The organism is Luteimonas rhizosphaericola (assembly GCF_029888045.1).
In the GTDB taxonomy this organism is placed as follows: Bacteria; Pseudomonadota; Gammaproteobacteria; order Xanthomonadales; family Xanthomonadaceae; genus Luteimonas; species Luteimonas rhizosphaericola.
Window position 1 is genome coordinate 532,042 of the sequence record NZ_JARXRN010000028.1, and the last position, 12,807, is coordinate 544,848.

The window sequence follows — 12,807 nt, forward strand, 5'->3', positions numbered from 1 at the left end:
TGAAACGGACCCGCGGCTGATGGACGGTGTCCCCGCCATCGAGATGGAGGATTTCGCTTCCATCATCGCCAAAGGGTACGACGAGCAGGCGGCCAGCGGGTTCCGTCCGCGTTCGGACCTGCCCGCCCACCCGATCGCGGTCCCGCTGGACTGGGACATGGACCCGTTCCAGGACCGGAACTGGAGTTTCCAGCTGCATGCGTGGCGCATGCTGCCGCGGATCTGGGGAAGGTACTTCTCGTCCGAACGTGATTCCCGCTATCTCCGCGAGGCGATGGGCTTCATCGTCGACTGGCACCGTTTCCACTACGTCGAAGGGCGTACATCGCGGTTCGGCTGGTACGACATGGCCGCGGGTCTCAGGGCGATGCACCTGGCGATGGTCCTGTGTCTCGTCGAGGACGGGCAGGCCGACCTCACCGACGAGGAGCGGGTCGCGCTCGACGTACTCGTGCAGGCGCACCTCGATGCCCTCCGCGACAAGTCGTTCATCAGCGAAGGCAATCACGGCGTGTTCCAGATGCATGGGCTGCAGTTGCTGAGCATCGCCAGCGGCCATTTCGCACGGGACAACGCCTATACATCGGAGACCCTCAGGGAACTGCTGCGGGCGCAGTTCACCTCACAGGCGGTGCACACCGAGAACTCCCCCTACTACCACCTGTTCGGAATCCGACTGTTCTCCGGCATCCGTCCCGGCCTGTTCCCGGACGTGGCCGAAGACATCGCTGCGACGTTGGCGCGTGCCAAGGAGCTCTCGGCCTGGTTGTCGTTCCCGGACGGGACCATCCTCAATGTCGGCGACAGCGAGGGCAAGGGCGTGCCGATGCCCCGGGCAAGGCAGCTGGCCGCGGAATTCGTCGGCAAGACGGGAAGGCAATACGCATCGGTCGACCTGGCCGCATCCGGATACTGCGTGGTCCGCACCGTGCCGGGCACGCCCGCGGCGAGGGCGCGCGCGCTGTACGTCGTGGGGAGCCACCATATCGACTCGCACTCCCACGCCGATGAGCTCAGCTTCGTCTATTTCCACGACGGCGCGCCCCTGTTCATCGACTCGGGGAAGTATTCGTACAACAAGGATCGACTTCGCGAGTACTTCGTCAGCGACCATGCGCACAACCTGCTGGTGCTCGAGGATCGCCCGCATGCGCCGTCCGGGACCAGGCTGCGCGGTTCCGCGCTGACGCACTTTCGGCCCGAGGAGTCCGGCTACCGGATCAAGGGGGTCGTGCGGCGCGGTTCGGATTTCAGGCATTCGCGCACGATCGTCTACCAGCCCGATGCCAGGATAGCGATCCGCGACCATGTCGAAACACCGGACCGCTCGAAACGCGTGACCCTGTTCCACCTCGCTGAAGACGCCGAAGCCGTGGCGCGCGAGGCGCATGTGGACATCCTGCGCAAGGGGCGGGTTGTCGCACGCATCCGGCCGCGCGGAACGCCGGAGCGCATCGAGGTGGTGCGCGGCGTCGAGACACCGCACGAGTTCCAGGGCTGGTTCAGTCCGCGCTACCGGCAGAAGGTCCCCGCCAGTGTGGTGAAGATCGTCTACCCGCCCGAGCAGTCACTCATCTGGACCGCGATCACCTTCTGATGCCGGCTGCGTCCTGGCCCCGGGCGTTCTCGCGCGCGGCGCCGGGGGCCCGCGACATCCTGTGCTCGAGCAGCAGGAAGCAGGTCGTCCAGCCGAGCAGCATGATCCAGTGTACGTACCGGAAGCTCTCGACCGGCGAGGTCAGCACCAGCGACGCCAGCAGACCGAGCGCGCTCGCGGCCATGAAGAACAGCGGCGAGGGAGAATTCCGAAGCAGACCGACGACGCCTCCGGCCAAGGCCGCCAGGAACCAGAACGCGGGCATGTACAGGATGGCGAGAGAGGGGCTGAGCCACACCTTCCTCGCCGCCCACTGGACCGTGTCGGGTTGCACCGAGGCGTCGAACGCATAGCGTTCGTTGAGAAAGTAGGTGTGCTGGATCCAGGCAGCGCGATCGCACAGCTGGAGCAGGCAGGCAGTGACCCGGAGACGATGGCGGGCATAGGCCAGGGGATACCGGCCGATCATCGTTGTCCACACGCGCGCCACGCCCTCGGCATCGTGGCGGCGATAGATCTGCACGGAGAACGGCGCGTTTCGCCCGCGTGGGGAGACCACGGGGGTGGCGGAGGCGGGCGTGTAGCTGCGCAGGACGTTGTCGAGGAAGCGCGAGCGATCCGTGGTGAGCACCGCCGGGCCCGACAATGCCAGGGCTGCCGCGTCCGCCGGCGCGTCGCTGTTGGCGACGATGCCCGCGATGTCGTACAGCCTGAGCGCGGTGGTGATCTGTGCGGGTTCCGCGACCAGCCTGTTGAATGCGGATGCAAGCCCCGCCAGCAACACCGACATCACGAGCCCTGCCACGCAGGCGGCTGCCAGGCGCCTGAATCCCGCCATCCGCCCGAGCACGTGATACGCCGCCCCTGCCAGCAGTCCGGCCGTCGCGGCGAGCGCGTTGTGCCGGAACAGGGTGGCGGCGAGGCAGCAGGCGACGACCATTGCGACGGGCCGCCACGCCCCGGTCGGTCCGCGTGCCCGCAGCGCCGAAAACAGGTAAGAGAGCGCCAGCATCAGGAATCCGGACATCCAGACGTCCTTCCAGATCATTCCGACGATGCTCATCGCGGGCGGGAACAGGCTGAACGCGATCACGACGGGCCAGTGACCGGTTCGTTCCGACAGCGTGGGAAATGCGGTCGCGCAGAGGCGCGCGGCGGCGAAGGAATACAGCACTGCCTGCGCGACCAGCATGCCGGCGGGGCCTGGAACGATGCGATCGAGCACGCTCCAGAGGATCGCCATCACCGGCGGATGCCAGTCGGTGAACGCGAACGCACGCGCCTGCTTCAGGGACTGCACGCTGTCGTTGGACATGATGCCCGGGTCGAAGACCAGCACGAGCACGGCCGCGACCAGCACCCAGCACAGGGAGGTCGGGGCCTGTGCCCGAGGCCGGTCAGCCGCCGATCGGCCTGTCGGTGCGGCGTCAGGATTCATGTGCTCCCTCCTGCGGCTTGCGCCTGAAGATGAAGAGGCGCGACACCAGCAGCTTGCTTGCCATGCCGACCGCCGCCGTCGCGAAGTACGCCAGGTGGTGGTTGTCCCAAGCGCCGTTGAGGAGCGCGAAGAGCGCTACTTCCATTGCGCGGAACGCCAGCACGGCCGGGAAGAACTTCACCGCTTCACGCCATGCGGCGGGCTTGGGTCCGCGGAACACGTAGTGGCGGCATCCGAAGAAATTGAGAATGGAGCAGATCACGACCGCGCATCCGAATGCCGTCTCCGGCGCCAGCCCCGTTGCGTGCAGCGCGAGCGTCAGCACGTAACCGAGCCCCAGGCTCGCGAGCGACAAAAGCCCGAGCCGGACCGCCTCCGAGGCGAACGATCGTAGCCAGCGCGGCGACGCGCCGGACATCACGCCGCGCCCCGGACGCCGACGACTTTGGCGGGAACTCCCATGGCGATCGAATAGGGCGGGAGGTCGCGTGTCACGACTGCGCCCGCGGCGATCACCGAGCCTTTGCCGATGGAGACGCCCCGCAGCACCTTTACGCCGCACCCGCACCAGACGTCGTCCTCGAGCACGATCGGTCCGGCGAGTTTCCCCTGCCGCCAGATCGGCGTATCCGGATCCGAGAAGACGTGGTCCTCGCTGATGAACGAACAGCCGTGCGCAATCCGGCAGTTGTCGCCGATCGTCAGTCCGCCGAAGCCGTCGAGGAACACGCCTTCGTTGATGGTGACGTGGCGCCCGATGCGGATGCCTTCGGGAAACCAGACGGTGACTCCGTCCTTGATCTTCCAGCTCCTGATCTCGGCGACGAACAGTTTCAGCACGAGAAACCGGCATGCATCTCCGAGCGGCGGCGGGATGTACTTCACCAGCCCGTAGAGTGTGAAGTGCGCGGCGGCGCGCAGGTAGGCCGCCTTGGAGTAGGTCATGGCGGCTCAGGCCCGCCGGGCGATGCACACGACCGACAGCCCAAGCGGGGGGCCGGTGAAGCGGTCAAGCTGCCGCAGATAGGGCATCGCCCTCTGGATCCGCTGGATCTGCGCCAGCGAGAAGGTACGGGAGAAGTTCTCCTGCCGGCGGAGTACCCGCGACTTGATGAAGTACGGCAAAACCCCCGCCAGATTCATGTAGCGGCAGCGTTCGACCCGGAAGCCGGCATCGGTGACCACGCGGCGCAGCCTGCCGACGCTGTACCGGCGGTAGTGGCCGGACGCATCGTCGACGGGGCCATACAGCCACTGCAGCGCCGGCACCTTGATGTAGAGGCTGCCGCCCTGCGGGAGCGCGTCGTGGAACTGGCGCAGGACCGCGAGGTCGTCGGGCAGATGCTCCAGCACGTCGAGCGTGAAGATGCTGCGGACCCCGTGTTCGCGCAGCATCTCGCCGCAACGGGTCAGGTCGCAGTCGCGGACCTGCACGTTGGCGTCGCCGGCGAAGCGCTCGCGCAGTATCTCGAGGTTCTCCTGCCCCCCCTCCAGCGCGAGCACCGGCGAGACGCGCCGAGCCAGCAGGTCGGTGAAATGGCCCGACCCCGCGCCAGCATCCGCGGCAGGTCCCTCGAACGTTTCGCCGAAAAGGGACAGCGTCCAGCCGTAGTATGCGAGCAGGTGGCCCATCCGGGATTGCGCGTCGTGGTGCGCGGCATTTGTCCGCCACTCGAATCCGCTGCCCTCGGTGGTCATATCCCGCTCCGCTTGTCGATCATGTCGGCGAGAATGGCGAAAATCCCGACATTCAGCGACATCGTGAGCAGGACCAGGGACTTCTCCGTGAGGTCCCGGAGCACGAAGGTGTCGTAGGCAAGGCTCGCCGCGCTGCCCGCGAGCAGCAACACGATCACCGGCGCCAGGATCCGCAAGGGGGCGAAGTACATGCCGGTCCGGCCGATGATCTGCGCGAAGCGCAGGGTGTCCTTGATCGGATGGATCTTCGACTTGCCCTTGCGCTGGAAGTAGTTGATCGGTTCGAAGTGGACGCGATAGTTGTTGCGCAGCGCCGAGATCGTGATCGTGATCGTGAAGCTGAAACCATTGGGCAGGATGCGCACGAACTTCTGCGCCATGTCCTTGCGGAACACGCGCATGCCGGAGTTGATGTCCGGCACCTTCATGTTGACGATCCAGTTGATCCACTTGCGCAGGAAGAATTTCGGGATCTTGCGAAGCGTCGAATAGGTCACGTCCGAACCAGTTCGCGCCCCGACCACCATGTCGAAGTTCGCGGCCATAGCCACCAGGCGCGGCAGGTCCGCGATCGGGTAGGTGCCATCGGCGTCGGTGATCGCGATCAGCGGCGCGAGCGCGTTGCGCATCCCGGTCTTCAACGCAGCGCCGTAGCCCCGGTTGCGATCGTGCGCTACCACCCTGAGCCTCGGGAAGCGCGCGGCGAGCGCGTGCAGCTTTGCCAGGGTGTCGTCCGTCGACCCGTCCTCGATGGCCACGATCTCGTAGTGCCCGACCACGGCCATCGCGTCGTCAAGCTGGCGCACGGTCTCCTCGACCGCATGCTCCTCGTTGTAGCAGGGCACCAGGACGCTGACGGTCGGAGCAACCGCCCCTGCGCCGTCGGTGCCGGCCGGATCACCCGCCGCGAAGCTCAAAGCACCGACTCCAGTTCCGGCAGCAAGGTGAACAGGTCGCCCACCAGTCCGATGTCCGCGATCTCGAAGATCGCCGCATCCGGGTCCTTGTTGATCGCCACGATCGTGCCGGCATCCTTGATCCCGGTCAGATGCTGGATCGCGCCGGAGATGCCGATCGCCACGTACAGTTCCGGAGCGATGATCTTCCCGGTCTGGCCGACCTGGAGTTCGTTCGGCACGTAGCCGGCGTCGACCGCGGCGCGCGAGGCGCCCACGGCCGCGCCGAGCCGGTCGGCGAGCTTGTAGATGATCTCGAAGTTCTCCTTCGAACCCACGCCGCGTCCGCCCGAAACCACGCGCTTGGCGCCCTGCAGGTCGGGGCGGTCCGATTTGGCCTGGGCCAGCCCGACGAACCGGGTGTGCGTGGGCAGGTCGACCTCGACGTTCGCCGCTTCCACCGGCGCCGCATCGCCCTGCGCCGCTTCCGGCCACGAGGCGGTACGGACCGTGGCGACCACGGTCCGGTCGGCGGGCGCCTCGACGGTGACCACCGCATTGCCGGCGTAGATCGGGCGCTTGAACACCTGCGCGGACTCGACCGCCATCAGGTCGGACACCTGCGCCACGCCGAGCAGCGCGGCCACGCACGGCGCCAGGTCCTTGCCGAAGGTGGTGCTGGGCAGGAACACGTGGGTGTAACCGTCGGCCAGGCGCGCGACCTGCGGGGCCAGCACCTGGGCCACAGGGTGGACGTTGGCGGCGTTCGCCACCGTCAGCACGCGGCTCACGCCACCGATGCGCGCGGCCTCGGCCGCGACCGCGTCGGGCTCCGACGCCAGCACCGCGACGTCGATGGCCTCCGGCGACAGGTCCTGCGCCGCGCTCACCGTACGCGCGGTCGAGGCGTTCAGTCGGCCGTCGAGATGTTCGGCAATGACGAGGACCTTGGCCATCACAGCAACCCCTTCTGCTTGAGCGCGGCCACCAGCTCGGCCGCATCCTTGACCATCACGCCCTTGCTGCGTCCGGTGGGGGCGGCGTAATGGGTGGTCTTGAGGAAATCCGCGGCCTCCACGCCCAGTTCGGACAGCTGCAGCGTCTCCATCGGCTTGCTCTTGGCCTTCATGATGTCCGGCAGCTTGATGAAGCGCGGCTCGTTCAGGCGCAGGTCGGTGGTGACTACCGCGGGCAGGTCGACTTCCAGCGTCTCCAGGCCGGCATCGACCTCACGGGTCACCGTCGCCTTGCCATCGGCCACCTCGAGCTTCGAGGCGAACGTCGCCTGGGGGCGGCCCCAGAGCGTGGCCAGCATCTGGCCGGTCTGGTTGGCGTCGTCGTCGATCGCCTGCTTGCCCAGGATCACCAGGTCGGGCGACTCCTTTTCCACCAGCTTGAGGAGGGTGCGCGCCGCGGTCAGCGGCTGGATCGCCTGGTCGGTGACCACGTGGATGGCGCGGTTGGCGCCCATGGCCAGGCCGTTGCGCAGGTGCGCGGCGGCGTCGGCGGGGGCGATGGTGGCGACGACCACTTCGGTCGCGACGCCCTTGTCGCGCAGGCGCAGCGCCTCTTCCAGCGCGATCTCGTCGAACGGATTGGCGGACAGCTTCACGCCGTCGGTGACCACGCCCGACCCGTCAGGCTTGACCTGGATGCGGACGTTGTAGTCGACCACGCGCTTGTAGGCGACGAGGATCTTCATCGGGAGCGGAATCCTTGGAGACGCGGCGCGGGGCACCGGAGTAGCGCGATTTTACCGGCCGCCGCCCCGGGGCGCGACCCCGGTCGGGACGCACCCTGGATCCGGTCCGGACGATGGGGATGAGAGAATCTGTCCGCGTCACGGTGCGCGAGGAGCCCAGATTGCGGATCTTGCTGATCGCCTACGAATTTCCGCCTGGACCCTCACCCCAATCACTGCGGTGGGCGCGCCTGACGCGCGAACTCGTGAGCCGGGGGGTGCAGGTGCGCGTCCTCAGCGTGCAGCGGGACGGGGAACCGGTCAGGCTTCCGGTTCCGTCCGGATTGGTCGTCGATCGCACGCCCCCGGGCGCGGCGTCCGGTCTTCTGGCCCATATCCGCTCGGCGCATGCCAGCGAGCGGACCGGGGAATCTCCCGACATGGCCGGCTCACGCGCAGGCGGGGAGCCGCTGCCGGTCGCCCCGGGCGGGACACCTCCATTGAACTGGAAGGGGCGGCTCGTCGAGAGGATGAACAGGATCGCCGGGCTGTTCACGTTCCCGGATCATTTCGGACAATGGGAACTCGCCACTCGTCTCCGCCTGCGGCAGTTGCTGGACGACTTCCAGCCAGATGTGGTGATCAGCTCACACGAGCCTGCAACCACACTGATGCTCGGACGGTTGGCCCGCGAACGCGGTTTCGCGTGGATCGCCGATCTCGGCGATCCCGTCGAGTCGGGTTATACGCCGGCGCGGTGGCGGAGGCGGGCGCGGTCGCTGGAAGCCTGGACCTGTGTGCACGCGAGCCACGTCACGGTCACCACGGAGGCGACGAAACAGCTGCTGGTCACTCGCCATGGAGCGGACCCGCGCCGGTTCAGCGTACTGCCGCAGGGATACGATCCAAGGGCGCCGGACAGCCCGGTCAGGGCGCCGCCAGCCGACTTCAGTCCCGCGTTGCTGGAGCTGGTCTACACGGGCAGCTTCTACGCATTTCGTCGCCCCGCTTCCCTGGTGAACGCGGTGCTCCAGCGGAAAGACGTTCGACTGACCGTAGCCTGCCGCACCCCCCCGGAGTGGCTGCGTGAGATCGCCGATTCCCATCCCGGCCAGGTGCGCCTGCTCGGCTTCCTCGGGCATGCCGAATCCGTGTCGCTGCAGCAGGCGTCCGATGTGCTGGTGAACATCGCCAACGACGATCCGGTACAGGTACCCGGCAAGGTGTTCGAGTATCTCGGAGCGTCGCGTCCGATCCTGCACATCGGGGCGTGCGGCGCCGTCGGGAGCCTGTTGCGGGATCGGGGTCGGGGCATGTCCGTCGCCGACAGCGCGGAGGCGGTGGGCGCTGCAATCGAAGAGCTCTGGCGCATCAAGGCGACGGATGCATGGCACAGGAGCTTCGATCTGGACAACGACCTCTTCCCTGAGTACAGGTGGTCGTCGATCGGGGGCAGGCTGTTCGAGCTCGTTTCCTCTATCGCCGCAGGCGAGTCGTCGCGGCGGACCTAGCCTGGGCGCAAGTCGGGTCACCGTGCGAGGCGACTGGTTGCGGAGGATCCGCGTGCCGCCCTGGCGGCGGCTGGTTAGAATCCCCGCATTCGCGCAGACGAGACCCGCATGGCCACATCCAAACGATATTCCGATGCCCCAGCCGCGCTGGCCGGGCTCGTGGCCGACGGCCAGACCCTCGCGGTCGGCGGCTTCGGGCTGTGCGGCATCCCCGAGGCGCTGATCGCGGCATTGCGCGACTCCGGCGTGAATGACCTGACCGTGATCTCCAACAACGCCGGGGTCGACGGGTTCGGCCTCGGTCAGCTGCTGGAAACCCGCCAGATCCGCAAGATGATTTCCTCCTACGTGGGCGAGAACAAGGAGTTCGAGCGCCAGTACCTGGGCGGTGAGCTGGAGCTGGAGTTCAACCCGCAGGGCACCCTGGCCGAGCGCCTGCGCGCCGGCGGTGCCGGCATTCCCGCCTTCTTCACCCGCACCGGCTACGGCACCGTCGTGGCGGAGGGCAAGGAGACCCGCCAGTTCGACGACGGGCACTGGTACGTCCTGGAAACCGCGTTGAAGGCCGACGTCGCCCTGGTCAAGGCCTGGAAGGCCGACGAGGCCGGCAATCTCGTGTTCCGCAAGACCGCGCGCAACTTCAACCCGGCCTGCGCGATGGCCGGCAAGGTGTGCGTGGCGGAAGTTGAAGAAATCGTTCCCACCGGTCAGCTCGATCCCGACCACGTGCACCTGCCGGGGATCTATGTCGACCGCCTGGTGCTGAACCCGACCCCCGAAAAGCGCATCGAACAGCGCACCGTGCGCCAGGAGACCCGCTGATGCCGTGGACCCGCGACCAGATGGCCCAGCGCGCCGCGCAGGAGCTCAGCGACGGCGCCTACGTGAACCTGGGGATCGGCCTGCCGACCCTGGTGGCCAACTACATTCCCGACGGCATGGACGTGTGGCTGCAGTCGGAGAACGGCCTGCTGGGCATCGGTCCGTTCCCGACCGAGGACGAGGTCGACCCCGACCTGATCAATGCCGGCAAGCAGACGGTGACCGCACGCGCCGGCGCCAGCTATTTCGGCAGCCACGATTCGTTCGCCATGATCCGCGGCGGGCACATCGACCTTGCCATCCTGGGCGCGATGCAGGTGACCGACAAGGGCGACCTGGCCAACTGGATGGTGCCCGGCAAGATGGTCAAGGGCATGGGCGGGGCCATGGACCTGGTCGCCGGGGTCAAGCGCGTGGTCGTGCTCATGGAGCACACGGCGAAGAATGGCGAGCACAAGATCCTGCCCGAGTGCACCCTGCCGCTGACCGGGGTGGGGGTGGTGGAGCGGATCATCACCGAGCTGGCCGTGCTGGACGTGATGCCCCAGGGCCTCGCGCTCGTCGAACTGGCGCCGGGGGTGGACCTCGGCGACCTGCGCGCCAAAACCGGAGTCGACATCACGTCCGGGACGTGACGGCCGGCTTTCAGGCAGCGTTTAGCTACCGGCCAGCCGGGAGCGGGCGTATGCTGCGACACTCCTCGCCGCAGGGGCGGCACTTCTCCACTTTTCGGGACGCGACATGCGCAAACATCTTCTGGGCCTGATGCTGATCGCCGGGCTGGCTGGTTGTACGTCGGAATCGGATTCCGATTCCATGGATCCGGCCGCGCTCCGCGCGCCCGCATCGCTGGCGACCGCCTCGCCCACGAGCGAATCGCTCGCCGAACTGCGAGGATCCTCGGCCAGCTTCGCGTCGCTGCCCGACCGCGGCGAACTGATGGCGTATGGCGGGGCGCGCAAGAGCCGGCAGTCGGGAGCCTACACCTACCATCCCGTCGCGATCAGCGAGGCTCATGCGCTGAACGCGATCGCCAGCGGAGAGCTAGTGGTCGCGACCCCCGATGGGGAACCGGTCCGGGTCAAGTACGAGCGGCATGAAGAGCAGCCGGACGGGAACTGGACCTGGATCGGCCGCAACGCGGACGGGACCAGTGCGGTCCTGACCTTCGGCGAAAAGGCTGTGTTCGGCATGATCTCGCGTGGCGACGACTATTACCGGGTCCGTACCGACCGCACCGGCGCCTGGGTGGTCGAGACGGACCGCAGCCTGGTCGCGGCGGGCAATGGTCGACGCAGCGACGGTGAGGACTTCCTTGCACCTCCGGAAGCGCGTGCGCTTGCAGCGGCTGGCGCGCGGCACCTGTCGGGTGCCAGGGCGACGGCGTCGGCAGACGCCGCGCCGAAGGCAGCCGCAGTGGTCGACGTCCTGATCGGGTACTCCAGTGGCTTGGTGAGTACATACGGGAGCGAGTCGGCCGCGGCCACGTTTGTTACCAGCCTGGTCGCGCTGACCAACGACGCCTACGCGCGGAGCGGGATCACGATGAGCCTCCGGCCGGTCCGGACGATGCAGGTCAACTACTCCGACGCGTCGGACAACCAGGATGCCCTGCAGCAGCTGACCGGCTACAACGCGGAAACGCAACAGCCGATCACTCCGAATTCGGCGTTCAACGCGCTGCGCGCAGCCAGGAACGAATACGGCGCAGACCTCGTTGCGTTCGTCCGTCGCTACCGCGAGCCGGACCAGAACGGCTGCGGGATTGCCTGGTTGCTGGGGATGAACCAGTCGGGGATCTCGGCGGCGAGCGACGCGGAGTTTGGTTACGCCGTCGTCAGCGATGGCGAGGACCGTGACGAGGGTGATGGCAATACCTACTTCTGCAGCGATTTCTCACTCGCGCACGAACTCGGCCACCTGATGGGGCAGGCGCACAACACCCAGGACGCGGCGGATGGTGGTGCGCACACCTATTCGTATGGATACCGGGAATCGTCTGCAACGGGCTTCCATACGATCATGGCCTACCCCTCGGGCGCGTCGCAGATCGAGATTCCTCACTTCGCCAATCCGCTGGTGAACTTCTCCGGCCGACCGACGGGTGTCGCCAACCAGTCCGACAACGCACGCAGCATGAACCTCACGATGCCGATCATTGCCGGGTTCCGCGCGACGGTCGTCCCGCTCGCCGGGGTGCGGAGCGATTTCGACGGTGATGGCAAGTCCGACGTCATTTTCCGCAACACAGGCTCGGGCAAGAACGTGATCTGGAAGTCCGCGAATTCGTCGACGCAACAGGCGATGACTGCGGTGACCAGCCAAGCCTGGACGATTCCAGGCACCGGCGACTTCAACCGCGACGGCAAGGTCGACGTTCTGTGGACGAACACGACCACCGGCGCGAGCGCGATCTGGCGCTCGGGGAGTTTCTCGCAGCAGCAGGCCGTTACAACGGTTCGCGATCTGAACTGGAAGGTGGTTGGGGTCGGCGACTTCAACGGCGACGGTGCCGCCGACATCCTGTGGCGCCGCGCCGATACCGGCCAGAATGCGATCTGGAATGCGGGCAACAGCGCGACCCAGCTCCCGATCGCCTCGGTGGTTGGCGGGGGCTGGTCGGTCGCCGGGGTGGGCGATTTCAACGGCGACGGCAGGAGCGACATCCTCTGGCGGAGTACCTCGGGTCGGAACCAGATCTGGCGCAGCGGGCTCGCGAACCAGAAGCAGGAAGTGCTCACGGTCGCCGACGCCAACTGGCGCGTGGCGGCGACCGGCGACTTCAACGGCGACGGTGTCGATGACATTCTATGGCGCCATGTCCGTACCGGCGCGAACGTCATCTGGCGCAGCGCCAACGGCAGCTCGCAGCAGGCCGTGACGACGACCGGTACCGCGTGGACGGTGGCTGCGGTGGGCGACTACGATGGCGACGGAAAAGCCGACATCCTGTGGCGCAATTCGGCCACGGGTGGGAACGTGATCTGGCGGTCGGGCAGTTCTGCCACCCAGCGGTCGGTCACCGCCGTCAACACTGCCTGGCGCGTGTTCTACTGACCCAGACAGTGGTCTCAGCGGGATTGCGGACAGGCGCGCCATGAGGGCGCGCCTGTTTCGTATGGAGGATTCTGGCGTCCCCTTCTCGGTCGCGGGTGTCCCACCAG

The 12,807-nt window shown here is 67.2% G+C and carries 12 protein-coding genes; 5 read left to right on the top strand and 7 right to left on the bottom strand.

Annotation, left to right across the window (positions count from 1 at the left end):
* The first annotated feature begins 19 nt into the window (after positions 1-19).
* Positions 20-1,597, top strand: coding sequence for a heparinase II/III family protein (locus QFW80_RS15010; RefSeq protein ID WP_280602784.1), 1,578 nt, complete (start codon positions 20-22; stop codon positions 1,595-1,597).
* Here QFW80_RS15010 and QFW80_RS15015 read toward each other — a convergent pair.
* Genes QFW80_RS15015 through QFW80_RS15045 form a run of 7 tightly spaced genes read right to left on the bottom strand, consistent with a single transcriptional unit; the run spans position 1,587 to position 7,331 of the window.
* A complete protein-coding gene (locus QFW80_RS15015) occupies positions 1,587-3,035 on the bottom strand; it encodes a hypothetical protein (protein ID WP_280602785.1) in 1,449 nt (482 codons plus the stop codon). The two genes, QFW80_RS15010 and QFW80_RS15015, sit on opposite strands and share 11 nt — an antisense overlap.
* Positions 3,025-3,453: a GtrA family protein gene (locus tag QFW80_RS15020; RefSeq protein ID WP_280602786.1), complete on the bottom strand. Its 429-nt coding sequence runs from the start codon at positions 3,451-3,453 to the stop codon at positions 3,025-3,027. The genes QFW80_RS15015 and QFW80_RS15020 overlap by 11 nt, the downstream gene beginning before the upstream one ends.
* Complete coding sequence (locus QFW80_RS15025; protein WP_280602787.1) at positions 3,453-3,980, bottom strand: acyltransferase; 528 nt, start codon at positions 3,978-3,980, stop codon at positions 3,453-3,455. The genes QFW80_RS15020 and QFW80_RS15025 overlap by 1 nt, the downstream gene beginning before the upstream one ends.
* A gap of 6 nt (positions 3,981-3,986) precedes the next feature.
* Positions 3,987-4,733, bottom strand: coding sequence for a class I SAM-dependent methyltransferase (locus QFW80_RS15030; RefSeq protein WP_280602788.1), 747 nt, complete (start codon positions 4,731-4,733; stop codon positions 3,987-3,989).
* Positions 4,730-5,650, bottom strand: a complete 921-nt coding sequence (locus QFW80_RS15035; protein WP_280602789.1) for a glycosyltransferase family 2 protein — start codon at positions 5,648-5,650, stop codon at positions 4,730-4,732. Before QFW80_RS15035 ends, QFW80_RS15030 begins: the two co-directional genes overlap by 4 nt.
* Complete coding sequence (locus QFW80_RS15040; RefSeq protein ID WP_280602790.1) at positions 5,647-6,585, bottom strand: electron transfer flavoprotein subunit alpha/FixB family protein; 939 nt, start codon at positions 6,583-6,585, stop codon at positions 5,647-5,649. Before QFW80_RS15040 ends, QFW80_RS15035 begins: the two co-directional genes overlap by 4 nt.
* Entirely contained in the window at positions 6,585-7,331 is a 747-nt protein-coding gene (locus tag QFW80_RS15045) for an electron transfer flavoprotein subunit beta/FixA family protein (RefSeq protein WP_280602791.1), read from the bottom strand. Before QFW80_RS15045 ends, QFW80_RS15040 begins: the two co-directional genes overlap by 1 nt.
* 161 nt (positions 7,332-7,492) lie before the next feature.
* Here QFW80_RS15045 and QFW80_RS15050 point away from each other — a divergent pair, with 161 nt between their 5' ends.
* From QFW80_RS15050 to QFW80_RS15065, 4 genes are all read left to right on the top strand, one after another.
* The gene (locus QFW80_RS15050; RefSeq protein WP_280602792.1) at positions 7,493-8,821 is read left to right on the top strand and encodes a glycosyltransferase; all 1,329 of its coding nucleotides are present in this window, start codon (positions 7,493-7,495) and stop codon (positions 8,819-8,821) included.
* A gap of 108 nt (positions 8,822-8,929) precedes the next feature.
* Positions 8,930-9,643, top strand: a complete 714-nt coding sequence (locus QFW80_RS15055; RefSeq protein ID WP_425603587.1) for a CoA transferase subunit A — start codon at positions 8,930-8,932, stop codon at positions 9,641-9,643.
* Positions 9,643-10,278, top strand: coding sequence for a CoA transferase subunit B (locus QFW80_RS15060; protein WP_280602793.1), 636 nt, complete (start codon positions 9,643-9,645; stop codon positions 10,276-10,278). The genes QFW80_RS15055 and QFW80_RS15060 overlap by 1 nt, the downstream gene beginning before the upstream one ends.
* Before the next feature lie 106 nt (positions 10,279-10,384).
* A complete protein-coding gene (locus QFW80_RS15065) occupies positions 10,385-12,700 on the top strand; it encodes an FG-GAP-like repeat-containing protein (protein WP_280602794.1) in 2,316 nt (771 codons plus the stop codon).
* Positions 12,701-12,807 lie beyond the last annotated feature (107 nt).